Consider the following 26,704-nt stretch of genomic DNA (forward strand, 5'->3'; position numbering starts at 1 on the left):
TGTACAATAGCAACTATATGTATGAAGACAAGGAAATTGCCGCGATCGAGCAGGCGATGGTGGCGATCAGGCGCAGGCAGAGCAGGCGGGCGCTGGCCCGGCAGCACGGCGCGGCGGGCCCCGAGTTCGAGGTGCTCGACGTGATCGAGGCCGCCGGCGGGCGGCTCACCGTGTCGGCGGTCGCCGAGGCGCTCAACGTCGACCAGCCGCGGGCCAGCCGGCTCGTGACGGCCGCCGTGACGGCGGGGCTGGTGCGGCGGGAGGCCGACCAGGCCGACGGCCGGCGGGCCTGGCTCGTGCTGACCGATGCGGGCGCCGCCGCGCTCGCGCAGGCCAGGCAGGCCCGGCAGGCGGCCTTCGCCTCGGCCACCGCCGGGTGGTCGGCGGCCGAGCGGGCCGAGTTCGCCCGGCTGCTGACGCGGTTCGTGCAGGCGATGCCGGGATGAGCTGCGCCGGCCTCAGCGCATCGTCTGGCCCCAGACGAGCAGCATGGCGATGACGAAGACGATCATCACGCCCGCGTAGCCGACAGGGCCGAGCCGGAACGCCCTGCGCACGCGGTTGAGCCCCCAGGCGAACAGTAACGCCAGGAAAACGAGGAGGATCAGGCCGCCGTCCATGCTGACAGTATGCGGCGCGGCCCGGCCGGGCGCGCGCCGGCCGTCAGAATCCGAAGGACCGGCCGATGATCTCCTTCATGATCTCGGTGGTGCCGCCGTAGATGGTCTGGACGCGGCTGTCCAGCCACGCCTTGGCGACCGGGTACTCCATCATGTAGCCGTAGCCGCCGTGGAGCTGCAGGCAGCGGTCGATGACCTTGTTCTGCAGCTCGGTCGTCCACCATTTGGCCTTGGCGGCGTCCACGGCGGTGAGCTGCCGGGCGTTGAGCGCCAGGATGCACTTGTCCACGTAGTGGCGGGCGATGTCCGTCTCGGTCGCCAGCTCGGCCAGGACGAAGCGGGTGTTCTGGAACGAACCGATGTTGCGGCCGAACGCCTGGCGGGTCTTGCAGTACTCGATCGTCTGCTCCAGCACCGTCTCCGCCGCGGCCACCGCCGCCACGGCGATCGACAGGCGTTCCTGGGGCAGGTTGTTCATCAGGTGGAAGAAGCCCTCGCCCTCCTTCGGGCCGAGGCGGTTGGCGACGGGCACGCGCACGTTCTCGAAGAACAGCTCGGCGGTGTCCTGGGCCTTCATGCCGACCTTGTCCAGGTTCCGGCCGCGGTTGAAGCCCTCCATGCCGCGCTCGACCACGATCAGCGTCGTTCCCCTGGCCCCCGCCTCGGGGTCGGTCTTGGCGACCACGACCACCAGGTCGGCGTTGACGCCGTTCGTGATGAACGTCTTCTGGCCGTTGACCACGTAGTGGTCGCCCTCGCGGACGGCGGTGGTCCTGATGCCCTGCAGGTCGCTGCCGGCGCCCGGCTCGGTCATCGCGATCGCGGTGATGAGCTCGCCGGAGGCGAAGCCGGGCAGCCAGCGCTGCTTCTGCTCGTCGTCGGTGAGCTCGACGACGTACGGGGCCATGACGTCGTTGTGCAGCGAGAAGCCCAGGCCGGAGGCGCCGGTCCTGATGATCTCCTCGACGATCACCGCGTTGTAGCGGAAGTCGGTGATGCCGGATCCGCCGTACTCCTCGGGGACGCCGAAGCCGAACATGCCGATCTCGCCGGCCTTCTTCCAGACCTCGCGGGGCACGATGCCGTCCTTCTCCCACTGCCCGTGGTGCGGCACGACCTCGCGGGCCATGAACTCGCGCACGGTCTCCCTGAAGAGCAGGTGCTCCTCGTCGAAGAGGTCTCGCTGCATCGATTCGCCTCCAAGCAGGTGTGGTGCACGACAGAATACGATTCTGTTACCCGGAGGTATACCCGCTTTCGCGGCGAGGGAGGCGGCGGGGGACACGGCAGGGGACACGGCTTCATCACAAGTGCTGGAACTTGGGGGAAACCGCCTGCGTTGCGGGTGTTTTCGACTCTAAGATCTACCCTCGGTCTATTTGTGATGATCGGAGTGTCCCGTGAGTCGGTGGCGCAAGTCGTTGCTCGCCGCGTCGATCGCATCGGTGGCGGCCGTCGGGGTCGTCGCGTTGCCCGGCGTCCCGGCCTCGGCCGCACCGGCCGACCTGGACGTGCAGTACGAATGCGTTCCCTCCGGGGCCGACAGCATCGTGCGGCACGGCCCGGTGCGTCTGGACACCCATCTCACCTTCGCCACCGACCTGGTGGTCGGCGACCCGCTCAACTTCACCTGGAAGCTCGACTACGCCGACCACGGACGGCTCCAGTCGCCCGGCTACTTCGCCCCGGGCGCCAACGTGCACGCCACCGGCAACGTCGAGCTGGCAAGCAGCTGGCAGGGCATCCTGCAGCCGAAGGGCTCGGTCGAGCAGAAGGGCAAGCTGCGTCCCGACGGCGAGCTGTCGCTGCCCGAGTCGCTGAACGACCCCGGTCTGATCGACAAGGTCGGGACCATCAAGGTCACGCCGAAGGACATCGAGCTCGACTTCACCCCGCCGGACGGCACGGTCGTCGCCAACGACGGCAACGAGACCGACAACCCGACCGACATGAAGATCAACTACGGCCCCGGCTGGAGCTCGATCGACGACCGTCCGGGCTCGGAGAACCACGTGCACAACGACCTGCACGAGACCAACGACAATGGCGCCTGGGCCGAGCTGAGCTTCACCGGCACCGGCGTGGAGTACATCGGGCCGCACGACAAGGACGCCGGCCCGGTGGACATCTACATCGACGGCGGCAAGGTGGCCACGGAGGACCCCTCGCGCTCCGACGACGACCTGCCCGTCAACGACGACCTCGACGGCGGCTACACGATCTGGAAGTCGCCGGAGCTGAAGTACGGCAAGCACACCATCAGGATCGTGAACGCCTCCAGCAAGCCCGCCTGGCTCGACGCGTTCAAGGTGTCCACCAACACCGCCAAGATCCCGACGGGCTACCACGGCGCGAAGTGCAAGCTCGTGGGCGGGCCGGTGTCGGTGACGGTGACCGTACGGGACAAGTCGGGACCGACGAACAGTCAGACCCCCGACCCGTCTCAGACCCCCACCACCACCATCTCGCCGACGATCACCCCCACCGGCACCGGGACGCCCACCTCCACCGGCACCCCCACGCGGCGCCATTCCCAGCCCACCCCGACCAACGGGCTCGGGCATGTGGTCGTGGTGCCGGCGGTCACGGGGACGAGCACGAGCACGGCCACGCCCACCGCGACCGGCCCGACGGCGACCACGTACGTCAGGGCGCAGGTGGCCAAGGTCCCCAAGGGCGGGGTGGACACCGGTGAGGCGCCCGACGAGCCGGACCGGCCGTACGGGCTGATGGCCAGTGGGGCGATGTTGCTCATGGGCAGCGCGGGCGGCGGGCTCGTCCTGCGCCGCCGCAGGGCCGCGCACGCGGGAGGAACGAAGTGATGGCCGAGCAGAAGACTCCGATGCAGCGGGCGATGCCCGGACTGCTGATCGCCGGTTCGCTGGCCGGCGTCGGCGCGATCATGGTGGGCCTGCTCTCCGTGGCGCCCAAGGTGGACGACGGCTCCGGCACGCTGGCCGCCGCCGACCGGCCGACCGCCGTGCAGATCGAGAACGCGGGCGCGTTCGTGCTGCCCGCGACCGTGGGACCGGGCGGCAAGGGCGCGACGCTGACCCCGGCCCGGCCGGACGCGCCGCCGCCGCTGGCCGCGGCCCCGACCGTGCCGCCGATCCCCAAGGCCAGGACGAAGGCCGCCAAGGCCAAGGCGAGGCCCAGCCGGATCAAGATCCCCAAGATCAAGGTGAACGCCCCCATCGGCGGCGTCACCGTGGACATCAAGGGCAACCTGGGCACCCCGCCGCTGACCCGGCCGAACCAGACCGGCTGGTACCGCTTCTCGCCGGTGCCCGGCGAGCTCGGGCCCGCGATCATCAACGGCCACGTCAGCACCCGCAAGGGCCCCGCCGTCTTCGACCGCCTGCGCGAGCTGGCCAAGGGCGACCAGATCTACGTGTACCGGTCGGACGGCAAGGTCACCCGGTTCACGGTGAGCGGGATCGAGCAGGTCAGCAAGTCGGCGTTCCCGACGTCCCGGGTGTACGGGAACACCAAGGACTCGCAGCTCCGGCTGATCACGTGTGGCGGCGTCTTCAACAAGGAGGCGCACAGCTACACGGACAACATCGTGGTGTACGCGACGTTGTCGAAGAAGAAGGGCTGATGGGGTTTTTGGGGCGAATTTTGGGTTTTACGGGAAGTTGACAGGGACAGTTCGTAGGATCTCAACCGAACCGTGACCATCGGCTGGAATTCTGGCACGACTGTTGACACTGCGCTGAAACGGAGATGGACCCGTGCTTACGTCCCAGGCGTGGCGCCGCCTCGCCCACAAGACCTCCGCCTTGGGATTGATGGGCACACTCGCCGCCTTCTCCGGCTCGCTGGTCGGCCTGTCCTCACCGGCCCAGGCCGCGGTGGCAGAACCCCTGAAGATGACCTACAACTGCACAGGCGGCGCTCTCCAGACCGGTGCCGTGATCGTGACGATCACGCCTCCGGCGTCGGTGGAACCGGCCAAGTCGACGACGATCGACTGGACGTTCCCGGCGATCCCGGTGGCGAAGGCCCTGACGGCCAACGAGACCGTCACCACCAGCGGCGGCGACCTCACGGTGACCGGCGGGACGCCCACCGCCCTGAAGGGCACCGGCACGGGCACGACCACGGCGGTCGCGATGGGCGGGTCCTACACGCCGCCGAAGATGTCGGCGTCGGTCAGTGTGACCGCGACGACGGGCGGAAACCTCGTCCTCACGCCGCTCGCGACGGCGACCGGGACGACGCCGCTGCTGAGCATCAAGATCGGCCAGGACACGACCACCTGCACCTACGGGTCGACCGCTCCCGCCAGCATCTCGATCCCGGTCCAGACCGGCGGCGGAGGTGCCGGGACCGACGTGGTCGCCTACACCTGCAAGCTCCCCACCGGGACAGACGCCCTGTACCCCGCCACTGTCGACATCAAGGTCGCGATGACGACGCCCACCAATGCCAAGGCCAACGAGGATGCCTCCATCACCTGGACAGGCACCATCGAGAACACGAATGACCCGCTCACCGCGCCCACTGGGTTCCCGGTGAGCAGCAAGCTCTTCGTCACCGTCAAGGCGACCGGCGCAGGCGCGCCCGCCACGGCGACGGGCGAAGGGACCCTCACCGGCGCCGTAGCCGGTCAGGACATCACGACGCTTCCCAGCGTCACCGTCAAGATCAAGCCCACGACCACCGGCACTGTGCAACTGACGGCGGGGGATCTGGCTCTGGGCACCTCCTCGACCGCCCCTGCGATCAAGTGCGAGGCCCCCACGACCGGCCTCAAGAGCTTCAGCTTCCAGGTGGCGGCCGGGACGGGGACGACTCCGACGCCCACGCCGACCCCCACTCCCACGCCCACGCCGACCCCCACGCCCAAGCCGACCAAGACCAGCACCGCCACCGTGACCGTCACCCCGCCCGACAAGTCCAAGACGCCCAAGGCGGGGGCCGACACCGGGGCCGGGGGTATGGCGGGGCCTGACGGGCGGTTGTTCGTGCTGACCGGGACCGTCCTGATCGCGGCCGCGGCGGCCGGCGGGCTGGTGCTGCGCCGGCGTACGGCAGGCAGGGGCTGAGCGGCGTGGCCGGGCAGTATCCGTACGGCGGCCCGCCACCGCGGGACCGGGGGAGCACCGCGCTCAGGACCGTGCTGATCGGCGCGGCCATCGCCGGGGTCGTCACGGTCGTGGCGGGCATGCTGATCGTGCTGCAGTCGCCCGAGGAGTACGGCATGGACAGGGACGCCCTGCCCGTGGCCGTGCAGACGCAGGCGTCGGGGCAGCCGCAGCAGGCGTTGTTCCAGGCGCCGCCCGACCAGCCGCCGCCGCTGCCGAAGATCGTTCCGGCGCCGCCGATGCTGCCCTCGACGCCGATCCGGATCGTGATCAAGCGGCTCGGCATCAACGCGCCGATCAAGTCCGTGGGGCTGGCCAAGGACGGGTCGATCGAGGTGCCGCCGTCCGACAATCCCAACCTGGTCGGGTGGTACCGGAACATGTCCACGCCGGGCCAGGAGGGCCCCGCGGTGCTGCTCGGGCACAAGGACACCCGCACGCGCAGCGCCGTGTTCAGCCGCCTCGGCGAGCTCACGAACGGCGACACCATCGAGGTCAGGCGCCAGGACAAGACGACCGCCGTGTTCACGGTGGGCGGCGTGGAGCAGGCGAGCAAGAAGACGTTCCCGACCGAGCGCGTCTACGGGAGCCGGGAGAACGCCCAGCTCCACCTCATCACCTGCGGTGGTGCCTACGATCGCACCATCGGCCACTACAACGACAACATCATCGTCTACGCGACGATGACGAGCTCCTATCGAAGCTGATTGGCGGAGGCGGGCATGGGCTGGCTGGCGAAGCGGAAACTGCGTACTGGCCCGACGGCGGCCCTGCCCGCCAGGCCGGACCCCGCCGAGTTGTTGCGGATCGTCCGGCTGGCCGACCCGGAAGCCCGGCGCGAGGGCGACGACATCCTGGCGGCCGACGTGCGGGTGTTCGCGCCGGTCGAGGCCGAGGCCGAGCTGACCGGCGGGGTGCTGGAGAAGGCGTGGGCCTGCCGGGTCACCGCCGAGGGGCCGCTGCCGTTCGACTTCTTCGACCGTTACCTGGCCGAGGGGCTGGCCTTCCGGCTCAAGGGGCTCGCGGTGTGCCGGGGCGAGGTGAGCGATCCGGCCGACGGCGAGGAGGGCGGTCCCGCCGTCATTTTGCCGGTACGCCCGTCCGCCGACGACCTGGCGCCGCTGCTGGAGCAGGGGGAGGACGAGTTCACGTACACGTCGGGCGACATCCGGGCCGCGCTGGTGCCGCAGAAGGGGCAGCCGCCGGCGGTGCGGGAGCTGCTGCCGTTCGCCACCGAGCTGACCGCGATCGAGTTGCGCGGCGAGGAGCCCGTCAAGCTCGGAAGCCTGGCGCTGGAGCTGGCAGAATCGCTGAACGGCCTGGTCGTGGACCGGTGGCGGTTCAGGATCGACGCCGCGGAGGACCTTGTGCCCCCGGAGTGACGAGCCACAGAACGTCGTTCTGTTGTAGTCTCTCCTCAATAACCGAATAATGCTCGGTTTCCAGGAGGCACTGTGGCAGAGGCGTACATCGTCGGAGCGGTCCGTACCCCGGTCGGCAAGAAGAAGGGCGGGCTGTCCGCCGTCCATCCCACCGACCTGGCCGCCCACACGCTGAAGGCGCTCATCGACCGCACCGGCGTCGATCCGGCGGCGGTCGAGGACGTCATCATGGGGTGCGTCATGCAGTTCGGCCCCCAGAGCATGGACATCGCGCGAAACGCCTGGCTGTCGGCGGGGCTGCCCGAGACGACGGCCGGCGTCACGATCGACCGGCAGTGCGGGTCGTCCCAGCAGTCGATCCACTTCGCCGCCCAGGGCGTCCTGTCGGGCACCCAGGATCTGGTGGTGGCCGCGGGCGTGGAGTCGATGAGCATCGTCCCGATGGGCGCGTCGATCACCGCCGCCCTGGAGAAGGGCATGCCGTTCCCGTTCGGCGACAAGTGGGTCGAGCGCTACGGCAAGCAGGAGATCTCGCAGTTCCGCGGCGCCGAGCTGATGTGCGAGAAGTGGGGCCTCCAGCGTGACGTGCTGGAGCAGTTCGCCTACGAGTCCCACCAGCGGGCCGCCAAGGCCGTCGCCAACGGCTACTTCAAGGACCAGATCGCCCCGATCAACGGCGTCGAGGACGACGAGGGCCCGCGGCCCGACACGACGCTGGAGAAGATGGCCGGGCTCAAGACTCTCAAGGAGGGCGGCCAGATCACCGCGGCCACCTCCTCGCAGATCTCCGACGGCTCCGGGGCCGTGCTGATCGCCTCCGAGCAGGCCGTGCGCGAGCACAACCTGACCCCGCGGGCCCGCATCCACCAGCTCGCGCTCATGGGCGACGACCCGGTCTACATGCTGACCGCGCCGATCCCGGCCACGCGGCGGGCGCTGCAGAAGGCGGGCATGTCGATCGACGAGATCGACGTCGTGGAGATCAACGAGGCGTTCGCGCCGGTGCCGCTGGCCTGGATCAAGGAGCTGGACGCCGACCCGGCCAAGGTCAACCCCAACGGCGGCGCCATCGCGCTCGGCCACCCGCTGGGCGGCACGGGAGCGATCCTGATGACCAAGCTGCTGCACGAGCTGGAGCGCACGGGCGGCCGCTACGGCCTGCAGACGATGTGCGAGGGCGGCGGCCAGGCCAACGTCACCATCATCGAGCGGCTCTAACGGAACCGGTCAAGACAAGGGTGAGCGCCGCCTCCCAGGCGTAAGAGGGGAGGCGGCGCTCGCTGACTACCATCCCGGTAGTTGTCTAGCGGCCCTTGGGCGGGATGATCCGCCGGGGCGGCACGACCGGGCGCTGCGGCGTCTTGGGCAGTTGCCGGGGCGGCACGGGCGTGGCGGTCTTCTTCTTGGCTGAGCGAACTCGCATGCGAAGCTCCTTTACGCGAACTCAGGACGCGGCTCGGTGAGGGCCGGGCGTCGACGAGCACAGCGTGGCCGCGTCTGTCGGACGATGGACTGAGGTGGCTGCTGTCACAGGTAAAGGCGCATGACCGACAAGCTACGGCCTGTCCGGAACGCCGGGCAACTGAATTAACGCGGCGCCGCGAGCTGCTGCTCGAAGCCCGACACCATGGCCCGCAGGCCCGCGTCGAACCACTGGTCGTAGAAGCGCAGCGCGTCCGGGTCGTGGGTCTCGGCGGTCGAGCCGACCTGGGCCAGGGCGTGGCCGAGCACGTAGACGGCCACCGACTGCACCGCGTTGACGGTGTCGCCGGAGGGCACGCCGGCCGCCTCGAAGCGGGCCAGCAGGCCGGAGATCAGCTCGGTGCCGAGCCGTACGTCCACGGGGTGGGTGGCCAGCAGGGGAACGGCGCGCGGGTGGGCGAGCAGGAAGCGGCGGTAGGCCACGGCGAACCCGGTCAGCGCCCGCGGCCAGTCGGGGACCGGCGTGTATCCGGCCATGGCCTCGGTGAACAGCCGGTCGACGACCAGGGACACCAGCGCGTCCCGGTTGGGCACGTGGCGGTAGAGCGACATGGCGGCCACCCCGAGGTCGGCGCCCAGGCGGCGCATGGTCAGCGCGTCGGGGCCCTCGGCGTCGAGGATGCCGACGGCCGCGGCCACGATGCGCTCGACGGTGAGCACGGCCGGTCGCCCCGCCCGCCTGGGTGCCTGAGTCATGCGGTCAGCGTAACGACGACCGTGGCCGCCAGCATGAGCAGGGACAGCAGGCCCACCACCATGTGCTGGACGTCGATGACCACGGCGTGGCCCGCGGTCGGCAGGATCTTCCAGGTGCGGCTGTACTCGCGCAGGTAGAGCTCGCGCTGCTCGGCCGTGGCGGTGCCGAAGTAGGGCAGCCACCAGCTCCGCACGTGCCCGGCCACGACCAGCAGGCACAGGACGGTCGCGGCGGTGAGCGACCACGTGCGGTGCAGCGCGACGCCGGCCGCGATGAGCAGCGGGAACGGGTAGTTGATCGCGGCGGCCAGGGCCCGGCCCCTGACGTTGGCGCCGTTGAGGTCGTTGAGCGGGAACATGGGCACCCAGTCGGTGACGACGAGCCAGGCGAGCCATACGAGCGGGACGGTGACGGCGACCGTGGTCATCGGGATCTCCTCGAATTTGCGTACCTCGTAAGCTTACACAGTACACAAATTCGGGCGACGGCCGTCAAGAGGCCCGCGAGAGCGGCGGCGAGCAGGGTGATCGACAACGACGCCGGGAAGTAGGTGAGCTGCTCCCACGTCACGTACCGCCCGTTGAGCAGCACGGACACCCAGTCCGGGTAGCACGCGAACAGCAGGACCGGCAGCAGCGCCGGCGCCAGCCGCAGGGCGATCCGCCACCACGGCCGTCCCGACCGCCGGGACGCCCACCGCCGCGCCCGCAGCACGCCCATGACCCCGAGGCCGGCCGCCACGACGGCGAGCAGCCCCAGCACCAGGTCGTAGAGCTGCCGGTCGCCGCCCAGCGCCGCCGGCGCGCGGCCCTCGCTCATCGCGGCCAGGCCCCGCATGATGTCGTAGGTCGGGTCGTAGAGAGAGGCGCCGTTGGTCATGACGGCGAAGCCGTAGCCGGTCTTCGGCGAGACGGCCTCCACGGCGTTGTAGGTGAACAGGTTGCCCGAGTGCACGAGCAGGCCGGACTCCTCCTCCAGGCTCCAGCCCATGCCGTAACCGTGCACGCCGGGCTTGTGCATGGTCTCCAGGCTCTGCTTCTTGACCAGCGGGCGGCCGGCGCCGTTCTGGGCGATCAGCCACCTGCCCATGTCCGCGGCCGTCGTGATCACCGCGCCCGAGCCGCTGCCGTCGAGGAACCCGGACGCCTCCGGCCGGGGCAGCCACCTGCCGTAGACCGAGACGAAACCGTCCGCCGGCCGGACGGCCTGGGCGCTCACGGCGCTGCCGGTCATGCCCAGCGGGCCGAAGACGCGGTCCTTCATGTAGGCGTCGAACGGGCGGCCGCTCGCGGTCTCGACCAGGCGGGCGGCCAGGTCGTAGTTGACGTTGCAGTAGGCGTACCGGCTGCCCGGGTCGGCGGCCAGGCGGCCCTCGGCCAGGCGGGCGGTGTAGTCGGCCAGCGAGCTCGCGGACTCCAGGTCGCCGATGTCCAGCGAGCTGTCGGACAGCCCGGAGGTCTGGTTCAGCAACTGGCGCACGGTGATCCTGGTGTGGCGCGGGTCGGCCATCCGGAAACCGGGAAGCTGCCCGGCCACCGGCTCGTCCAGCGCGATCTTCCCCTGCTCCACCAGGGTCAGCACGGCCATCGCGGTGAACGACTTGCTCACCGAGGCCACCCGCATCGGCGTGGCCGCGGTGACCGGACGCCCCTCGGAGTCCTCGCCGTAGCCGGCGGCGTGCACGACCTTGTCGCCGCGGGTCACCACGACGGACAGACCCGGCACGCCGGTGGCCTCCAGCGCCTCGCGCAGGTAGGCGTCCACGGCGGCGGGGGTCGGCTCGACGGGGGCCGAGGCGAGGGCCGGGGCGGGGGTGAGGGTCAGGGCCGCGGCCAGCCCGGCGAGGGCGATCTTCAAGCTCATGCAGGCAAACGTACGGAGAACGCCCCCACCGCCGGATCTGCCGACCGTCCAGCGGCACCCCTGACGAAAGTCAGGTCTCCGCGGGGGACGGCAGCCGCTCCGGCACCGCGTCGTGCACCTGCTGGAAGATCACCGAAGTGCGGAAGCCGACGATCTCCTTGCGCTTGCTGAGCCGGTCGAGCAGGAAGGAGTGGAGGTGGTCGAGATCCTGGACCGCGACGTGCAGCAGGAAGTCGTCGCCGCCGGCCAGCACGAACACGCTCAGCACCTCGGGCAGCTCGGCGGCCGACTGCTTGAAGGCGTTGATCACGGCCCGGCTCAGCGGGCGGACCTGGACCGAGACCATCGCCTGCGTGCTCCGGTTGAGCGCGGCGGGGTCGATGTCGGCGTGGTAGCCGCGGATCACGCCGCGCCGGGTGAGCGCCCTGACCCGTTCCAGGCAGGTCGAGGGGGCGATGCCCAGCCGGCGGGCCAGCTCCCGGTTGGACTGCCGCGCATCCGTTTGGAGGAGGCGGATGATCGCCGAATCAAGTTCGTCCATGACGCGATTCTGCTCCTTTCTCCGATCGAACGTTCGGTGGAGCCCGGTTGGGGCCGAACGATCGGGCTACTTTCGCGGACATGACTGAACAGGGCCGGATGGGTGCGGGGCAGGGCGCGGCGTTGCTGGTGGGCGCGGTGCTGGGGCCGGGGATGCTGGTGCTGCCGCAGCTCGCCGCCGCGGCGGCGGGGCCGGCCTCCGTGCTGGCCTGGGCGGGGCTGCTCACGCTGAGCGTGCCGGTGGCGCTGACGTTCGCGGCGCTCGGCGTCCGGCATCCCGGCGGGGGCGGGGTGGCGAGCTTCGCGGGGCTGGCCTTCGGGCCGCGGGCCGCCGCCGTGGTCGGCTGGTGGTTCTACGGGGCCGTGCCGGTGGGGACCGTGGCGGGCGCGCTCGTGGGCGGCCGGTACGTCGAGGCGTGCCTGGGCGTGGACGGCACCCTGGCGGGCGTGCTGATCCTGGCCGCGGCCTTCGCCGCCAACGCCGCCGGGCTGCGTGCCTCGGGGCGGTTGCAGCTCGTCTCCGTCGGGCTGCTCGTCGTCCTGCTGGCCGTCGCCGTGGTCACCGCCGTCCCGCGGGCCGACCTCGACCGTTTCACCCCCTTCGCGCCGTACGGGCTCGCCGGGGTGGCCGGCGCGGCCGGGGTGCTCATGTTCGCCTTCGTGGGCTGGGAGGCGGCCAGCCACCTGTCGGCCGAGTTCGCCGGTCGGCGCGGGCTGATCAGGGCCACCGTGGTCACCCTCGTCGTGGTCGGCGTGCTGTACCTGGGCGTCGGCATCACCTCGGTCGGCGTGCTCGGCGCGGACATGCCGGGCGTGCCGCTGAGCGCGCTGCTGGAGATCGGCCTCGGGGGAGCGGCGCGGCCGGTGACCGGGGTGCTGGCCGTGCTGCTGACGTTCGGGGCGGTCAACACGTACCTGGCGGGGGCGGCGCGGCTGGGGGTGGCGCTGGCCCGGGACGGGGCCATGCCCGCCTGGCTCGCCGGGGGACGGGGGCCGTACCGGAGCCTCGGGGCGCTGGCCGTGCTGACCGTGCCGGTCGTGGTGTGGGCGGTGGACCTGGACCTGCTGATGCGGGCCACCTCGGCGTGCCTGGCGGCCGTCACGGCGGCGGGCGTGGCGGCGGCGGTGCGGGTGCTGCCCGCCGGACGGCTGCGGGTCACCGCCGTCGTGGCGACCGGCATGTCGGCGGTCGCGCTGGCGTGCTGCGGAGCCTTCCTGGCGGTGCCCGCCGCGCTGGCCGTCGTCGCGCTGGGCGTGCTTAAAGCCCTCAGGCGGGCAGTACTCCCAGCACATGACGGCGCACCGTCGGGAGGGTGCCATGACTGAGCAGACCACGTACGCGGAGAGCAGGCAGGTCGGCGAGCAGGCCAGGGAGCGCGAATGGACGCTGCCCAGCTTCGCCAAGCAGCTGTTCCTCGGCGATCTCCGGCTGGACCTGGTGCATCCGGCGCCCAGGCTGCCGGCCGAGGCCGCCGAGCGGGGCGAGGAGTTCGTCCACGCGGTGCGGCGCTTCCTGGAGGACCACGTCGACCCGGCCCTCATCGAGCGCACCGCGCAGGTGCCCGACGAGGTGGTCAAGGGCCTGGCCGCTCTCGGGGCGTTCGGCATCACGATCGGCACCGAGTACGGCGGCCTCGGCCTGCCCTACCTGTACTACTGCCGCACCCTCACGCTGGTCGGCTCCTACTGCCCCGCCCTGGCCACGCTGCTGTCGGCGCACCAGTCGATCGGCGTGCCGCAGCCGCTCAAGCAGTTCGGCACCGAGGAGCAGAAGCGGGAGTTCCTGCCCCGGTGCGCGGCCGGCGAGATCTCGGCCTTCCTGCTCACCGAGCCGGACGTGGGCTCCGACCCCGCCCGCCTGTCCACCACCGCCGTGCGCGACGGCGACGACTACGTGCTGGACGGCGTCAAGCTCTGGACGACCAACGGCGTCGTCGCCGACCTGCTGGTGGTCATGGCCAGGACCGGCGAGAAGATCAGCGCGTTCGTGGTCGAGGGGAACAGTCCGGGCATCACGGTCAGGCGTCGCAACAGCTTCATGGGCCTGCGCGGCATCGAGAACGGCGTCACCGAGTTCTCCCAGGTCAGGGTGCCCGCCAAGAACCTGATCGGCAAGGAGGGCCAAGGGCTGCGGATCGCGCTCACCACCCTCAACACCGGCCGCCTGTCCCTCCCGGCGACCTGCGCGGGCAGCGTCAAGTGGGCCGTGAAGATCGCCCGCGAGTGGGGCAACGCCCGCGAGCAGTGGGGGCGCAAGGTGGGCCGCCACGAGGCCGTGGCGACCAAGATCGCCTTCATCGCGGCCACCGCGTACGCGCTGGAGGCCGTCAGCGAGCTCACCGCCCGCCTGGCCGACGACCGGCGCAACGACATCAGGATCGAGGCCGCCCTCGCCAAGCTCTACGCCACCGAGCTGTCGTACCGGGCGCTGGACGAACTGGTCCAGATCAGGGGCGGCCGCGGCTACGAGACCGCCGAGTCGCTGGCCGCCCGCGGCGAGCGCGGCGTGCCCGCCGAGCAGATGCTGCGCGACGCCCGCATCAACCGCATCTTCGAGGGCTCCTCCGAGATCATGCACCTGATGATCACCCGCGAGGCCGTGGACGCGCACCTGACCGCGGCCGGCGAGCTGATCAACCCCGAGGCCTCCCCCCAGGAACGCGCCCGCGCGCTCGGCCGGGCGAGCCGCTTCTACGCCGGATGGCTGCCGACCCTGGTGGCCGGCTCGGGCAACCTGCCCACGGGCTACACCGCCTTCGGCCCGCTGGCCCAGCACCTGCGGTTCGTGGAGCGGACCAGCAGGAAGCTGGCCCGGTCCACCTTCTACGGCATGTCCCGGTGGCAGGGGAGGCTGGAGCACAAGCAGTCCTTCCTCGGGCGGATCGTCGACATCGGGGCCGAGCTGTTCGCCATGACGGCCGTCTGCCTGAAGGCCGAGGAGGACGCCGACGACCTCGGGCGCAGGCCGTACGAGCTGGCCGACACCTTCTGCCGCCAGGCCCGGCGCCGCGTCCGCACGCTGTTCGACGAGCTCTGGGACAACAGCGACGAGCAGGACGTGCGCCTGGCCCGGTACGTGCTCGACGGGCGCTACGAGTTCCTGGAGGAGGGCATTCTCGACCCGTCCATCGAGGGCCCGTGGATCGGGACGCCGGACGGCGGCGAGAACGTGCGGAGAAAGATCCTGTGACGCCCGGTCTAGACCGGTTGTGAGCTTTTTCTGCCCTGAGTGTTTTCAAACCGATACCAGCCGGTATAGACCGGCTGCTGAACACAGGCTTACTCTGGCGCAAACGCGTTGAGCTGTGGCTCTCGCACCCCTCATCCCTTTGGACGGGGTCAGGTGGCTGGTACGGACCAGCGACCCGTCCGACGAGAAGGCGGTATCACCAGTGAACATGAAGCTTGTGGGCGGCGCCGCTCTCGGCCTTGCCACGATGCTGGTCCTGTCCAGCTGCGGCTCCGACGGCGGTTCGGGTGGCGGCGGTAACAACACCCAGGCCTCGGGCGGCGGCCAGGTCACCCTCAAGATGGTCGCCGCCGACTACGGCGACGGCCCCGGCAAGCCGAACTCGGGCGAGACGTTCTGGAAGGGCGTCGTGGACGAGTTCCAGGCCGCCAACCCCAACATCAAGGTCGACGTCCAGGTCATCAACTGGAACGACATCGACAAGCAGGTCGCCACCATGGTCCAGAACGGCCAGGTGCCCGACATCCTGCAGACCGGCGACTACTCCGGCTTCGTCAAGGACGGCCTGCTCTACAAGGTCGACGAGGTCCTGTCCCCGAACGTCTCCGGCGACATGCTGCAGAAGTTCGCCGACTTCGGCAAGGTGGACGGCACCGGCTACGGCATCCCGTTCGTCTCCTCCGCCCGCGCGCTGTTCTACAACAAGGACCTGTTCACCAAGGCCGGCATCGCCGAGCCGCCCAAGACCTGGGACGAGCTCAAGGCCGCCGCCGAGAAGCTGAAGAAGGCCGGCGTGAGCCAGCCGTTCGGCCTCCCGCTGGGCCAGGAGGAGGCCCAGGGCGAGTCGTTCCTGTGGATGCTGGGCAACGGCGGCGGCTACAAGGACGCCTCCGGCAAGTGGGCCATCAACTCCCCGCAGAACGTCGAGACCTTCACCTACATGAAGGGCCTGGTCGACGCCGGCCTCACCACCCCGAACCCGGGCACCAAGGACCGCAAGACGGTCTGGGAGGACTTCGGCGCGGGCAAGGTCGGCATGGTCAACGGCGGACCCATGTCCATCCCGATCTTCGACGCGGCCGGCCTGAAGAACTACGGCGTCACGGCGATCCCCGGCAAGTCCGGCCCGCTCGACACCACCCTCGGCGTCATGGACTGGATCATGGCGTTCAACAAGAACGGCCACGCCGCCGAGATCAAGAAGTTCTTCGACTTCTTCTACACCGGCAACGCGGCGCAGAAGATCTCCGACACCTACAAGCTGCTGCCCGTCACCAACGGCGGCATCCAGAAGCTGTCGGGCGACGAGAAGCTCAAGCCGTTCCTCGACGCGCTGCCCAACGCCAGCTTCTACCCGTTCCAGGACCCGAAGTGGGCCGAGGTGAACCCGGCGATCAAGCAGACCATCGGCGGCGCCGTCAAGGACGACCCGGCCAAGGTCCTCGGCGAGCTGCAGAAGACCGCCGAAGCCAGCTGATCAAGCGGGGGTCTGTGGAGCCGGCGCGCGGGTCGCGTCCCCGCGCCGGCTCCACCGTCATGGAAGGTTCCTCATGAGAAGGTTGCGCGCCCTCGAACCCCTGGCCTGGATCGGGCCGGCCGTGGTGCTGATCGCGCTGGTCGTCCTCTGGCCCGTGATCGAGATGATCCGGTCGTCGTTCCTCAAGATCAGCCGGTTCGGAGTGGTCCAGGGCAACAACTTCCCGGACAACTACACGAAGCTGTTCGGCGAGAAGGACTTCGCCGACATCATGATCCGCAGCGTGATCTGGGTGGTCGCGGTCGTCGCGCTCACCGTGCTGATCTCGCTCGCCCTGGCCCAGCTGTTCAACCAGCGCTTCCCCGGCCGCAAGATCGCCCGCTGGGCGCTCATCGCGCCCTGGGCGGCCTCGGTGCTGATGACGGCGATCATCTTCAAGTGGATGCTCGACCCCGAGGTCGGCGTGATCAACCAGATCAGGGTCAAGCTGGGGCTCATCGACGCGATGGGCGGCGCCTCCGCCGACCAGCTCGGCGACGCCTCCAGCGCGATGCCGTGGCTGGTGTTCGTGGCGGTCTTCGTCTCGGTGCCGTTCACGACGTACGCGCTGCTGGCCGGGCTCGCGACCATCCCCGCCGACGTCTACGAGGCGGCCAAGATGGACGGCGCCACCAAGCTCCGGACGTACTGGTCGATCACGCTGCCGCTGCTGCGCCCCGCGCTCACCGTCGCCGCGCTGATCAACGTGATGAACGTCTTCAACAGCTTCCCGATCATCTGGGCGATGACCCACGGCCAGCCGGGCTACTCGACGGCCACCTCGACCATCCTCATGTTCATCCTCAAGGGCTCGAACATCGGCGAGTCGGCCGCGATGTCCGTGGTGAACTTCGGCATGGTCATCGTGCTGACCGCGATCTTCCTGAAGGTGTCGCGCTGGAACAAGGAGGTGGCGTGATGGCCGTGCAGACCATGCCCAAGCCCGGTACGCGCCACCAGCCCGGCCACCGCGGACGGGCCCAGCGCCGCATGCCCAGGCTCAAGACCGTGATCGTGGCGGGCGCGGCCTACCTCGTCGCGTTCGTCTTCCTGTTCCCGTACCTCGTCATGCTGCTGACCTCGCTGCGGTCGCAGGACTCGCTGCGCGAGGTGACGTTCTGGCCCGACGAGTGGGTGTGGTCGAACCTCGCCAACTTCTGGACCAGCGGCCTGGCCGGGAACCTGTGGGTGACGCTCAAGGTCGCCGGCGGCTCGACGATCCTGGTGCTGCTCGTGGCGCTGCCGGCCGCGTACTACTCGGCCCGGCACAAGTTCCGGGGACGCACGGCGTTCCTGATCCTGGTGCTCATCACCCAGATGTTCCAGCCCACGGCCATGCTCGTCGGCATCTACCGCGAGTTCTACCAGTTCGGCCTGGTGGACTCGATCTGGTCGCTGATCCTGGTCAACGGCGGGTTCAACCTGGCGTTCGCGGTGTGGATCCTGAACGCCTACTTCGCCTCGATCCCGCGCGAGCTGGAGGAGGCCGCCTTCATCGACGGCAACGGCCGCTTCGGCGCGCTGTTCCGGATCACGCTGCCGCTGGCCATGCCGGGCGTGATCACCGCGCTGATCTTCACGTTCATCGCGGCGTGGAACGAGTTCGTGGTCGCCCTGACCCTGACCACGACCCCGGCCAACCAGCCGCTGACGGTCGCGCTCAACTCGTTCATCGGCCAGTACCAGGTGGACTGGCAGAACCTCTTCGCGGGCTCGGTGATCGCCACCATCCCGGTAATCATCCTGTTCGCGCTGATCGAGCGGAAGGTCGTCGGCGGACTGACCGCCGGCTCGATCAAGTAGAAAACGTCCGGCCGCCACCAACCCACCGGGTGGCGGCCGGGCTCACTTCTGAGGGCTCACTTCTGCGGGACGCGGGCCACGCAGAACACCGTCTGGCCGAACGGCGGGGTGATGAACCGCTCGATCAGCCGCGTGGCCGGGACCACCGTGCGGTCGTAGATCTTGACCAGCCGCGGGTCGGGGTAGCCCACGCCGCCCCGCCGGACCGCCGCCCACCAGGCGATGCCGCCCAGGAAGTTGATCGGCTTGAGCACGTCGATGTCGAGCCCCGCCTTGGCCACCGTGGCGCGCAGGGTCTTCGGCGTGTAGCGCTGAACGTGACCGACCTTGCGGTCGAAGTCCCCATAAAGCTGCATGTAGCCGGGCACCCAGATGATGATCCGGCCGCCGGGCAGCGTGACGCGGGCCAGCGAGCGCAGCGCCTCGGCGTCGTCCTCGATGTGCTCCAGCACGTTCATCATGACGACGGTGTCGACCTTGTCCTTCAGCGGGATCTCGGTCGGCAGGCCGAACTGCAGCACGTCGATGTCGTCGCGGCCCTCGAAGCGCTTCTCCAGCTGCTCGACGCAGTAGGGGTCGAAGTCGCTGACGACCAGGCGGTCGAGCCGCGGCAGGAACTGCTCGGCGAAGTGGCCCAGCCCGGAGCCGATCTCCAGCATCGAACGGCCGACGTGCGGGGCGACCATGTCGAACTCGTACTGCCGATAGTTCTTGGCCTCGTCCCCACCCAGGTGGTTCTCCAGGGCCTCGTCACCGGCCGCCGGTTGCACTACACGGTCATACCCAGAAGACATAGTCCCGTTCCTTTGAGGGGCAGACGGATTGCACGAGTCTAATGCCCCCGGAGGATGACCTGATGCGTGAAACACCCTTCCCCGGGCGCGGGCGGATGCGATGGAATCTGACACGCCATGGACGACGACGAGGCGATCGCCCGCTCGCTCGACGGTGACCTGGGGGCCTACGAGGCCCTGGTCGCCAGGTACAGCGCGCTCGCCCATCGCACCGCCGCCATGCTCGGCGCGGGCGACGAGGCCGAGGACGTCGTGCAGGAGGCGTTCGTCAAGGCTTTCCGCCATCTGCCCACGTTCCGGCGGGACGCGCCCTTCCGTCCCTGGTTGCTGCGGATCGTGGCCAACGAGACGCACAACCTGACCCGGGCCCGCGGGCGCCGCTCCGACCTCGCCGTACGGCTCACCGCCGCCGACCCCGCCGGTGCGGTGGCCCCCGACGACCCGGCGGGCGCGGCCGTCGCCACCGACCGGCGGGCCCGGCTGCTGGCGGCCGTACGCGGCCTGCCCGAACGGGAACGCCAGGCGGTCGTGTGCCGGTACTTCCTGCAACTGTCGGAGGCGGAGACGGCCCAGGTGCTCGGCTGGCCGGTCGGTACCGTCAAGTCCAGCACCCATCGGGGGCTGGCCCGGCTGAGGGAGGAGGTGGGCGGTGAGCTCGCATGACCCCTTCGACGACCTGGAAGCCGAACTGACCGCCCTCGGCCCCCTCCTCGACACCCCGTCCCCGCCCCCGGCCGACGTGGCCGCCGCCGTGCGCGCCCGCCTGGAGCTCCCGCCCGAGAAGCACGCGCGGCGGAGCGCCCGTCCGGAGCGCCCGCCCAAGAGGCACGGGCGGCGGCGGCGGGCTCGGTGGCGGATCGTGGCGGCCGTCGTGCTGGCCGTCGTCGCCGTCACGGCCGCCACCCCCCAGGGCCGCGCCGCCGTGGCCCGGATCCTCCGCCTCGCCGGCGTCGAACTCCAGCTCGGCGACACGCCGCCCCCGCCGGTACGGACCACCGCGAACCTCCCCGGCGAGCACCCGGTGGCCCCGGACGACCTGCCCGGACTGGTGAGGTTCCAGGTCAGAACCCCGGCCGAGCTCGGGCCGCCCGCCCGCGCCACCGTCGCCGACCAGGGCCGGCTCGTGTCGATGTTCTGGCCGGACGGCGTCCGGCTCGACCAGTTCCAGGGCGGTGTGGACCCGTTCTTCTTCAAGAAGCTCGGCCCGCCCTGGCCCGACTACGTCGAGCTGGCCGGGACCACGGCCTGGTGGATCCCCGGCGAGCACCCGCTCGGCTACATCCGCCGCCAGGACGGCACCGAGATCCCCCTGCGCCAGGCCGCCCCCACCCTCGTCTGGCAGCGGGACGCGCTCACCTACCGCCTGGAGGGCGCCGGCGCCAAGGAACGGGCGGTGCGGATCGCCGAGTCACTCCGGTGAGCCGGTCAGCCAGTCGTCCACGCCCTGGAGCAGCTCCTTGCGCACGGTCTCCGGCGCGGTCGAGGACCGGATCGACTGCCGGGCCAGCTCGGCGATCTCGGCGTCGGAGAACTCGTAGACCTCTCTGGCCAGCTCGTACTGGCGCAGCAGCCGGGTGCCGAACAGCAGCGGGTCGTCGGCGCCCAGCGCGATCGGCACCCCGGCGTCGAACAGCCGCCGCAGCGGCACGTCCGCCGCCCGCTCGGCCACGCCCAGCCCCACATTGGACGTCGGGCACACCTCGCAGCAGATCTGCCGGTCGGCCAGCCGCTGCATCAGCCACGGGTCCTCGGCCGCCCGCACGCCGTGCCCGACCCGGTCGGCGCCCAGGTCGTCGATGCACTGGCTCACGCTGCGCGGCCCGAGCAGCTCGCCGCCGTGCGGCACGGCCAGCAGCCCGCCGCGCTTGGCGATGCGGAAGGCCCGCTCGAAGTCGCGCGCCGCGCCGCGCCGCTCGTCGTTGGACAGGCCGAAGCCCACCACGCCCCGGTCGGCGTACTGGGTGGCGAGCCTGGCCAGGGTGTTCGCGTCGAGCGGATGCCGGGTCCTGTTGGCCGCCACGATCACCGGCATGTGCACCCCGGCGTGCTCGGCGGCCTGCCGCGCCGCGTCGAGCATCAGCTCCAGCGTGGCCGTGAGCCCGCCGAACCGCGCGGCGAACCCGGACGGGTCCACCTGGATCTCCAGCCACCGGGAACCGGCCGCCGCCTCGTCCTCGGCCGTCTCGCGCAGCAGCCGGTAGACGTGCTCGGGACGGCTCAGCACGGACCTGGCGATGTCGTACAGCCGCTGGAACCTGAACCAGCCGCGCTCGTCGGTGGCCCGCAGCCGCGGCGGCCAGTCCTGCTCCAGCGCGTCGGGCAGGTGCAGCCCCTGCTCCCTGGCCAGCTCGATCAGCGTCGAGTGCCGCATGGAGCCGGTGAAGTGCAGGTGGAGATGGGCTTTGGGCAGCGTGTGCAGGGGCCGGTGCATTTCCATATTTTGCCACTGGCCTCAGGTGCGGGTTCGCATGTCGCCCAAGGCTGCCGGCCCGGCATCGGCACGGTAGAGATCGCCCGGATCGGGGGATCAACCGTCCATGATCCCTGAGAGTGCGGGAGTCGCGGGGCAGGGCCGGCGCGCGCTGCTCGCCGGCCTGGCGTTCGCGGTGACCGCTCTCGCCATCTACGCCCTGTTCCACTCGGGTTTCGGCCGTCCGCACCCGCCTTCGGGGGGCTCGTCGTACGTGCCGCCGCCGCCGCTGAAGGCGCCGTCCCGCACCGGCGCGGCGGCGGCGCGGCCCGAGCCGCCGCTCGCGGTCGTCTCCGACGACCTCTGGCTCACCTACCTGCCCCGCGGCCTGCGCCGCAGCGGCGGCGGCCCGATCGCCCCCGACGGCGTCCGGGCCAGGTACGGCACCGCGAAGCGCTACGTGGAGGCCCAGGTCGAACACGGCACGGTGGCCGCCGACTGGGACGCCTACCGCGCGCACGCCGGCGTGCTGGACCCCCGCGAGACCACGATCAGGGGCCGGCCCGCGGTCGTCGGCGCGCATCCGCGCGGCGGCAGGGTGATCGCCTGGCTGGAACGCCCGGGCACCGGCGCCTGGATCCGGGTGAGCGACTCCCTCGGCGGCGAGCTGCTGCCTATTGCCGCCTCGGCCCGCGCTCCTGTAGGAGACTAGGAGCCTTTTCCCTGGTTGATCCCACGAGTCATGGGGGGACGATGCGGCGCCCGGCAGCGGTGTTCATCACGTTCGCGCTGGCCGCGGGCACGGGCGGGTGCGGCGGCGACACGCCGCGACCGCCCAGCGCCACCCCTCCGCCGCCGTCGGCGAGCGAGCCGGCGACCGGGAAGCCCGTCACGCTGGCCTGCGGATCGACCAGGCTGGAGATCCCCGGCGCGCCACCGCCCCTGGCCCGCGCCGGCACCTTCGGCCGCCTGGGCGCGCTCGCCAGGCGGCTCAGGGTCAAGGGCGTGACCTGGCGCGACGACGAGGACGAGCAACTGCGGGTGGGCGTGGTGTGCGGCGTGCGGACGGCCGAGCAGTTCGCCACGCTGGTGGCCCGCTCGACCCTGACCGCCTACCGCGGCAAACCCGCGCTGCGCTGGACGAGCCGCGACGGCCTGCGCAACTTCATGTGGCTGGAGAGCCCCGGCACGGCCGTCTACCTCGCCGCCACGCCCGGCATGACCGCCCAGCTCCGCCAGACCGCCGCCGCCGTCAGGCCAGCCGCCTCCTGAGCTCCTGAAGCGGCGATGGCGCCCCGCGGCGGCCATGGAAGGCCGGCAGGGCGCCTCGTGAGCCGCTCAGCGGGCCTCGGACAGCAGCTTGGCCATCCGGCTGACGCCCTCGACCAGATCGTCGTCACCGAGGGCGTAGGACAGCCGGAAGTAGCCGGGGGTGCCGAACGCCTCGCCCGGCACGACCGCGACCTCGGCCTCCTCCAGGATCAGCTCGGCCAGCTCCGCCGACGACCCGGGCCGCCGGCCGCGCAGCTCCTTGCCCAGCAGCTCCTTGACCGACGGGTACGCGTAGAACGCCCCCTTCGGCTCCGGGCAGAACACGCCCGGGATCTCGTTGAGCATCCGCACCATGGTCTGGCGCCGTCGGTCGAAGGCCGACCGCATCTCGGCCACGGCCGACAGGTCGCCGGAGACCGCGGCCAGCGCGGCCCTCTGCGACACGTTGGCCACGTTGGAGGTGGCGTGCGACTGCAGGTTGGCGGCGGCCTTGACCACGTCGGCCGGGCCGATCAGCCAGCCCACCCGCCAGCCGGTCATCGCGTACGTCTTGGCCACGCCGTTGAGGATCACGACCCGGTCGCCCAGCTCGGGCACGGCCGTGGCGATGCTGGTGAACTCGGCGCCGCCGTAGACCAGGTGCTCGTAGATCTCGTCGGTGACCACCCACAGCCCGTGCTCGGCCGCCCACCGGCCGATCGCCACGGTCTCCTCGCGCGAGTAGACCGCGCCCGTCGGGTTGGACGGCGAGACGAACAGCAGCACCTTCGTGCGCTCGGTGCGGGCCGCTTCGAGCTGCTCGACGCTCGCCAGGTAGCCCGTGGACTCGTCGGTCACCACGTCGACCTGCACGCCCCCGGCCAGCTTGATCGCCTCGGGGTAGGTCGTCCAGTAGGGGGCGACGACGATGACCTCGTCGCCCGGGTCGAGCAGCGTGGCGAACGCCTCGTAGACGGCCTGCTTGCCGCCGTTGGTGACCAGCACCTGGGACGGCTCGACGGAGTAGCCGGAGTCGCGCCGCGTCTTGTCGGCGATGGCCTGCTTGAGCTCAGGAAGGCCGCCCGCCGGCGTGTACTTGTGGTTGCGCGGGTCGCGGGCCGCCTCGACCGCCGCCTCGACGATGTAGCCGGGCGTCGGGAAGTCGGGCTCGCCGGCGCCGAAGCCGATGACCGGGCGGCCGGCGGCCTTCATCGCCTTCGCCTTGGCGTCCACCGCGAGCGTGGCGGACTCGGAAATCGCGGAGATTCTTGCGGAGATACGGGGTCGCGTGGACATGCCTCCCATGCTCCCACGCGGGCGTGACCTGGGCGATCAGGTTTGGGTTCGACGTACCGGGCAATCCCCCGTATGCTTTCGCCTGGTCCTTCCGCCGCATGTCGGCGAGCGGTTCGGTCCAGGCAGTGAGTCAATCAGGGTAGTGTGGTTGACGACATAGGGCACTGGCGCAATTGGTAGCGCACCGGTCTCCAAAACCGGCGGTTGGGGGTTCGAGTCCCTCGTGCCCTGCGAGTGCGGTCCGCGCAATAATGGCGTGTAAGCGCGCCGCAAAACTGCGTTGGATACGACAGATTCAGGTGAGGACTGTGGCGATCGACACGCGCGGCGAGACCGCAGGCAAGCCCAGTGGCGAGAAGAAGACACGCACTTCACCTGCCCTTTTCTACCGGCAGGTCGTCAACGAGCTCCGCAAGGTCATCTGGCCGACACGCAAGGATCTCATCACCTACACCACGGTCGTTCTGGTATTCGTTCTGATCATGGTGGCGATCGTTTATGGGCTCGACGCCGCTCTGGGCTGGGCCGTCCTCCGCGTCTTCGGCGGGGAGTGATCCCGCCTAGCTCGACACCGTGTGGTGTCGGCTGACGGCGACACCATTCGATTCGAGGAAATGAGGAAAGGTCACGTGTCCGAGTCTTCTGTTCCGGCCGAGGAACCCCGCGACGAGCGGGGCGACGACGAGCTGGGAGAGGCCACCGACGAATGGGGCGACGAGCTGGGTGAGGCTCGCGACGAAGGCGTCGAGGCGGCTCTCCAGGAGGCCGACGAGACCGACGAGGTCGAGGAGTCGGAGGAGGCCCCCGCCGACGCGGAGGCCGAGATCCTGCCCGACGTCGACCCGGTCGAGGAGTTCAAGAGCTCCCTGCGCGGGCTCCCCGGCGAGTGGTACGTGATCCACTCCTACGCCGGCTACGAGAACCGCGTGAAGTCCAACATCGAGAGCCGCAACGTGTCGCTCAACATGGAGGACTACATCTACCAGGTCGAGGTGCCCACGCACACCGTCCAGGAGTTCAAGAGCGGCAAGAAGGTCCCGGTCAAGGAGCGCGTGCTGCCCGGCTACGTCCTGGTGCGCATGGAGCTGACCGACGAGTCCTGGGCCGCCGTGCGCAACACGCCCGGCGTGACCGGTTTCGTCGGCCTGTCCAACAAGCCGAGCCCGCTCAGCCTCGACGAGGTCGCCAAGCTGCTGGCGCCCGAGCCGACCGAGGAGAGCAAGAAGGCCACCGCCAAGGCGGCCAGCGGCCCCACGGTCGAGTTCGAGATCGGCGAGTCCGTCACGGTCATGGACGGCCCCTTCGCCACCCTGCCCGCCTCGGTCAGCGAGATCAGCCCCGAGTCGCAGAAGCTCAAGGTGCTCGTCTCGATCTTCGGTCGTGAGACCCCGGTCGAGCTCTCGTTCAACCAGGTCTCGAAGATCTAAGACGATCACCTACACTTAGACGTTCGGTCGGCCGCCTTTCGCGAAGGGTGGCCTTCCGACATGTCCGGGCGCATCCGCGTCCGGACGGCATCACGATCAGGACCCGGAGAAGGACTCATGCCTCCGAAGAAGAAGATCGCGGCGCTCGTCAAGGTTCAGCTCCCCGCTGGCCAGGCCACGCCCGCTCCGCCGGTCGGTACCGCACTCGGTCCCCACGGCGTCAACATCATGGACTTCGTCAAGCAGTACAACGCTGCCACGGAGTCCCAGCGGGGCAACATCATCCCCGTTGAGATCACCATTTTCGAGGACCGCAGCTTCACCTTCATCACGAAGACGCCCCCGGCGCCTGAGCTGATCAAGAAGGCCCTGGGTCTCGACAAGGGCAGCGCCGTCCCCCACAAGGACAAGGTCGGCCGGCTGACGCGCGAGCAGCTGCGCAGCATCGCCGAGACCAAGATGCCCGACCTCAACGCCAACGACGTCGAGGCTGCAGAGAAGATCATCGCCGGCACCGCCCGGTCGATGGGCATCACGATCGCCGACTAAGACCTTTCCCAGATCCGTGGGAGGGCCGGGTCCCGGCCCGCGTACCACAAGGAGACAGACATGAAGCGCAGCAAGGCGCACAAGGACGCGGCGGCCAAGGTCGACCGCGACAAGCTCTACACGCCCGCCGACGCCGCGAAGCTGGCCAAGGAGACGTCGACCACCAAGTTCGACGCCACCGTGGAAGTGGCGCTGCGGCTGGGTGTCGACCCTCGCAAGGCCGACCAGATCGTGCGCGGCACGGTCAACCTCCCGCACGGCACCGGTAAGACCGCCCGGGTCCTGGTCTTCGCGACCGGTGACCGTGCCGAGGCAGCCCGCGAGGCGGGCGCCGACATCGTCGGCGCCGACGAGCTGATCGACGAGATCGCCAAGGGCAACCGGCTCAACGAGTTCGACGCCGTGGTCGCCACGCCCGACCTCATGGGCAAGGTCGGCCGTCTGGGCCGCGTGCTCGGCCCGCGCGGTCTCATGCCCAACCCCAAGACCGGCACCGTGACGCCCGACGTCGCCAAGGCCGTGACGGAGATCAAGGGCGGCAAGATCGAGTTCCGCACCGACCGGCAGGCCAACCTGCACTTCATCATCGGCAAGACGTCGTTCCCCGAGCGTCAGCTCATCGAGAACTACGCCGCCGCCCTTGACGAGGTGCTGCGTCTCAAGCCGTCGGCGGCCAAGGGGCGTTACCTGAAGAAGGTCACCTTCTCCACCACCATGGGCCCCGGCGTCCCCGTCGACCCCAACCTCACCCGTGGCCTGACCGCCGAGCTCGACGCGTAACGGCCGCACGTTCT

At 70.3% G+C, this 26,704-nt stretch carries 29 protein-coding genes and 1 tRNA gene; 21 read left to right on the forward strand and 9 right to left on the reverse strand.

Features of this window, described 5'->3' with window-relative positions:
- The first annotated feature begins 17 nt into the window (after nt 1-17).
- Nucleotides 18-446 (forward strand): MarR family winged helix-turn-helix transcriptional regulator, encoded by a 429-nt coding sequence (locus tag ACIBST_RS20215; protein WP_397173464.1) that lies wholly within the window; start codon nt 18-20, stop codon nt 444-446.
- Between the two features lie 12 nt (nt 447-458).
- Here ACIBST_RS20215 and ACIBST_RS20220 read toward each other — a convergent pair whose 3' ends face one another.
- Together ACIBST_RS20220 and ACIBST_RS20225 are read right to left on the reverse strand one after the other, a co-directional pair.
- Nucleotides 459-620, reverse strand: coding sequence for a hypothetical protein (locus ACIBST_RS20220; RefSeq protein WP_352355363.1), 162 nt, complete (start codon nt 618-620; stop codon nt 459-461).
- Nucleotides 621-663: 43 nt separating this feature from the next.
- Nucleotides 664-1,809 carry an acyl-CoA dehydrogenase family protein gene (locus tag ACIBST_RS20225; RefSeq protein ID WP_397173466.1) on the reverse strand — a complete coding sequence of 382 codons (1,146 nt, stop codon included), beginning with the start codon at nt 1,807-1,809 and terminating at the stop codon, nt 664-666.
- Nucleotides 1,810-2,020: 211 nt separating this feature from the next.
- Between ACIBST_RS20225 and ACIBST_RS20230 the strand changes: the two genes are divergently transcribed.
- The 6 genes from ACIBST_RS20230 to ACIBST_RS20255 all read left to right on the forward strand — a co-directional run bounded on the left by ACIBST_RS20230 (nt 2,021) and on the right by ACIBST_RS20255 (nt 8,310).
- Nucleotides 2,021-3,442 carry a hypothetical protein gene (locus tag ACIBST_RS20230; RefSeq protein ID WP_397173468.1) on the forward strand — a complete coding sequence of 474 codons (1,422 nt, stop codon included), beginning with the start codon at nt 2,021-2,023 and terminating at the stop codon, nt 3,440-3,442.
- The gene (locus tag ACIBST_RS20235) at nt 3,442-4,221 is read left to right on the forward strand and encodes a class F sortase (RefSeq protein ID WP_397173470.1); all 780 of its coding nucleotides are present in this window, start codon (nt 3,442-3,444) and stop codon (nt 4,219-4,221) included. Before ACIBST_RS20230 ends, ACIBST_RS20235 begins: the two co-directional genes overlap by 1 nt.
- Nucleotides 4,222-4,411: 190 nt before the next feature.
- Entirely contained in the window at nt 4,412-5,671 is a 1,260-nt protein-coding gene (locus tag ACIBST_RS20240; protein ID WP_397173472.1) for a hypothetical protein, read from the forward strand.
- Nucleotides 5,672-5,676: 5 nt separating this feature from the next.
- A complete protein-coding gene (locus tag ACIBST_RS20245) occupies nt 5,677-6,417 on the forward strand; it encodes a class F sortase (RefSeq protein ID WP_397173474.1) in 741 nt (246 codons plus the stop codon).
- 15 nt (nt 6,418-6,432) lie between these two features.
- Complete coding sequence (locus tag ACIBST_RS20250) at nt 6,433-7,092, forward strand: hypothetical protein (RefSeq protein WP_397173476.1); 660 nt, start codon at nt 6,433-6,435, stop codon at nt 7,090-7,092.
- Between the two features lie 72 nt (nt 7,093-7,164).
- Nucleotides 7,165-8,310: an acetyl-CoA C-acetyltransferase gene (locus ACIBST_RS20255; protein WP_397173477.1), complete on the forward strand. Its 1,146-nt coding sequence runs from the start codon at nt 7,165-7,167 to the stop codon at nt 8,308-8,310.
- A 369-nt stretch (nt 8,311-8,679) separates the two neighbouring features.
- On the opposite strand, the gene ACIBST_RS20260 is transcribed toward ACIBST_RS20255, so the two are convergent.
- The 4 genes from ACIBST_RS20260 to ACIBST_RS20275 form a co-directional block, all read right to left on the reverse strand.
- Nucleotides 8,680-9,270 carry a TetR/AcrR family transcriptional regulator gene (locus ACIBST_RS20260; protein WP_397173478.1) on the reverse strand — a complete coding sequence of 197 codons (591 nt, stop codon included), beginning with the start codon at nt 9,268-9,270 and terminating at the stop codon, nt 8,680-8,682.
- Complete coding sequence (locus tag ACIBST_RS20265; RefSeq protein WP_397173480.1) at nt 9,267-9,698, reverse strand: hypothetical protein; 432 nt, start codon at nt 9,696-9,698, stop codon at nt 9,267-9,269. The genes ACIBST_RS20260 and ACIBST_RS20265 overlap by 4 nt, the downstream gene beginning before the upstream one ends.
- Nucleotides 9,695-11,134 carry a serine hydrolase domain-containing protein gene (locus tag ACIBST_RS20270; protein ID WP_397173481.1) on the reverse strand — a complete coding sequence of 480 codons (1,440 nt, stop codon included), beginning with the start codon at nt 11,132-11,134 and terminating at the stop codon, nt 9,695-9,697. The genes ACIBST_RS20265 and ACIBST_RS20270 overlap by 4 nt, the downstream gene beginning before the upstream one ends.
- A 70-nt stretch (nt 11,135-11,204) precedes the next feature.
- Nucleotides 11,205-11,675, reverse strand: coding sequence for an Lrp/AsnC family transcriptional regulator (locus ACIBST_RS20275; RefSeq protein WP_397173483.1), 471 nt, complete (start codon nt 11,673-11,675; stop codon nt 11,205-11,207).
- An 80-nt stretch (nt 11,676-11,755) separates the two neighbouring features.
- On the opposite strand from ACIBST_RS20275, the gene ACIBST_RS20280 reads away from it, so the two are divergent.
- The 5 genes from ACIBST_RS20280 (at nt 11,756) to ACIBST_RS20300 (ending at nt 18,183) form a co-directional block, all read left to right on the forward strand.
- Entirely contained in the window at nt 11,756-13,000 is a 1,245-nt protein-coding gene (locus ACIBST_RS20280; protein WP_397173485.1) for an APC family permease, read from the forward strand.
- The gene (locus ACIBST_RS20285) at nt 12,993-14,864 is read left to right on the forward strand and encodes an acyl-CoA dehydrogenase family protein (protein WP_397173487.1); all 1,872 of its coding nucleotides are present in this window, start codon (nt 12,993-12,995) and stop codon (nt 14,862-14,864) included. The genes ACIBST_RS20280 and ACIBST_RS20285 overlap by 8 nt, the downstream gene beginning before the upstream one ends.
- A 208-nt stretch (nt 14,865-15,072) precedes the next feature.
- Complete coding sequence (locus ACIBST_RS20290; protein WP_387679208.1) at nt 15,073-16,341, forward strand: extracellular solute-binding protein; 1,269 nt, start codon at nt 15,073-15,075, stop codon at nt 16,339-16,341.
- A gap of 73 nt (nt 16,342-16,414) precedes the next feature.
- Nucleotides 16,415-17,299 (forward strand): carbohydrate ABC transporter permease, encoded by an 885-nt coding sequence (locus ACIBST_RS20295; protein ID WP_397173489.1) that lies wholly within the window; start codon nt 16,415-16,417, stop codon nt 17,297-17,299.
- Nucleotides 17,299-18,183: a carbohydrate ABC transporter permease gene (locus ACIBST_RS20300; protein ID WP_397173552.1), complete on the forward strand. Its 885-nt coding sequence runs from the start codon at nt 17,299-17,301 to the stop codon at nt 18,181-18,183. Before ACIBST_RS20295 ends, ACIBST_RS20300 begins: the two co-directional genes overlap by 1 nt.
- Nucleotides 18,184-18,239: 56 nt before the next feature.
- On the opposite strand, the gene ACIBST_RS20305 is transcribed toward ACIBST_RS20300, so the two are convergent.
- On the reverse strand, nt 18,240-18,977 hold the full coding sequence (locus ACIBST_RS20305) for a methyltransferase domain-containing protein (protein WP_352355331.1): 738 nt from the start codon (nt 18,975-18,977) through the stop codon (nt 18,240-18,242).
- 117 nt (nt 18,978-19,094) lie between these two features.
- On the opposite strand from ACIBST_RS20305, the gene ACIBST_RS20310 reads away from it, so the two are divergent.
- Both ACIBST_RS20310 and ACIBST_RS20315 read left to right on the forward strand, forming a co-directional pair.
- Entirely contained in the window at nt 19,095-19,640 is a 546-nt protein-coding gene (locus tag ACIBST_RS20310) for an RNA polymerase sigma factor (RefSeq protein WP_397173491.1), read from the forward strand.
- The gene (locus tag ACIBST_RS20315) at nt 19,627-20,397 is read left to right on the forward strand and encodes a hypothetical protein (protein ID WP_397173493.1); all 771 of its coding nucleotides are present in this window, start codon (nt 19,627-19,629) and stop codon (nt 20,395-20,397) included. The genes ACIBST_RS20310 and ACIBST_RS20315 overlap by 14 nt, the downstream gene beginning before the upstream one ends.
- On the opposite strand, the gene ACIBST_RS20320 is transcribed toward ACIBST_RS20315, so the two are convergent.
- Nucleotides 20,386-21,408, reverse strand: coding sequence for an adenosine deaminase (locus ACIBST_RS20320; protein WP_397173494.1), 1,023 nt, complete (start codon nt 21,406-21,408; stop codon nt 20,386-20,388). The two genes, ACIBST_RS20315 and ACIBST_RS20320, sit on opposite strands and share 12 nt — an antisense overlap.
- Before the next feature lie 106 nt (nt 21,409-21,514).
- On the opposite strand from ACIBST_RS20320, the gene ACIBST_RS20325 reads away from it, so the two are divergent.
- Both ACIBST_RS20325 and ACIBST_RS20330 read left to right on the forward strand, forming a co-directional pair.
- The gene (locus tag ACIBST_RS20325; protein ID WP_397173496.1) at nt 21,515-22,099 is read left to right on the forward strand and encodes a hypothetical protein; all 585 of its coding nucleotides are present in this window, start codon (nt 21,515-21,517) and stop codon (nt 22,097-22,099) included.
- 41 nt (nt 22,100-22,140) lie between these two features.
- Nucleotides 22,141-22,659, forward strand: coding sequence for a hypothetical protein (locus ACIBST_RS20330; RefSeq protein WP_397173498.1), 519 nt, complete (start codon nt 22,141-22,143; stop codon nt 22,657-22,659).
- A gap of 66 nt (nt 22,660-22,725) precedes the next feature.
- On the opposite strand, the gene ACIBST_RS20335 is transcribed toward ACIBST_RS20330, so the two are convergent.
- On the reverse strand, nt 22,726-23,934 hold the full coding sequence (locus tag ACIBST_RS20335) for a pyridoxal phosphate-dependent aminotransferase (RefSeq protein WP_397173500.1): 1,209 nt from the start codon (nt 23,932-23,934) through the stop codon (nt 22,726-22,728).
- A gap of 158 nt (nt 23,935-24,092) precedes the next feature.
- Between ACIBST_RS20335 and ACIBST_RS20340 the strand changes: the two genes are divergently transcribed.
- The 5 genes from ACIBST_RS20340 to rplA all read left to right on the forward strand — a co-directional run bounded on the left by ACIBST_RS20340 (nt 24,093) and on the right by rplA (nt 26,690).
- Nucleotides 24,093-24,165, forward strand: a tRNA-Trp gene (locus ACIBST_RS20340).
- Nucleotides 24,166-24,242: 77 nt separating this feature from the next.
- Nucleotides 24,243-24,488 (forward strand): preprotein translocase subunit SecE, encoded by a 246-nt coding sequence (secE, locus tag ACIBST_RS20345; protein WP_125642950.1) that lies wholly within the window; start codon nt 24,243-24,245, stop codon nt 24,486-24,488.
- A gap of 75 nt (nt 24,489-24,563) precedes the next feature.
- Complete coding sequence (gene nusG / locus ACIBST_RS20350) at nt 24,564-25,361, forward strand: transcription termination/antitermination protein NusG (RefSeq protein ID WP_397173502.1); 798 nt, start codon at nt 24,564-24,566, stop codon at nt 25,359-25,361.
- A 117-nt stretch (nt 25,362-25,478) separates the two neighbouring features.
- Nucleotides 25,479-25,910 carry a 50S ribosomal protein L11 gene (rplK, locus tag ACIBST_RS20355; protein ID WP_125642947.1) on the forward strand — a complete coding sequence of 144 codons (432 nt, stop codon included), beginning with the start codon at nt 25,479-25,481 and terminating at the stop codon, nt 25,908-25,910.
- 60 nt (nt 25,911-25,970) lie between these two features.
- The gene (gene rplA / locus ACIBST_RS20360; RefSeq protein WP_352325431.1) at nt 25,971-26,690 is read left to right on the forward strand and encodes a 50S ribosomal protein L1; all 720 of its coding nucleotides are present in this window, start codon (nt 25,971-25,973) and stop codon (nt 26,688-26,690) included.
- The last annotated feature ends 14 nt before the right edge of the window (nt 26,691-26,704 follow it).

It is taken from the genome of Nonomuraea sp. NPDC049684, assembly GCF_044465345.1.
GTDB lineage: Bacteria > Actinomycetota > Actinomycetes > Streptosporangiales > Streptosporangiaceae > Nonomuraea.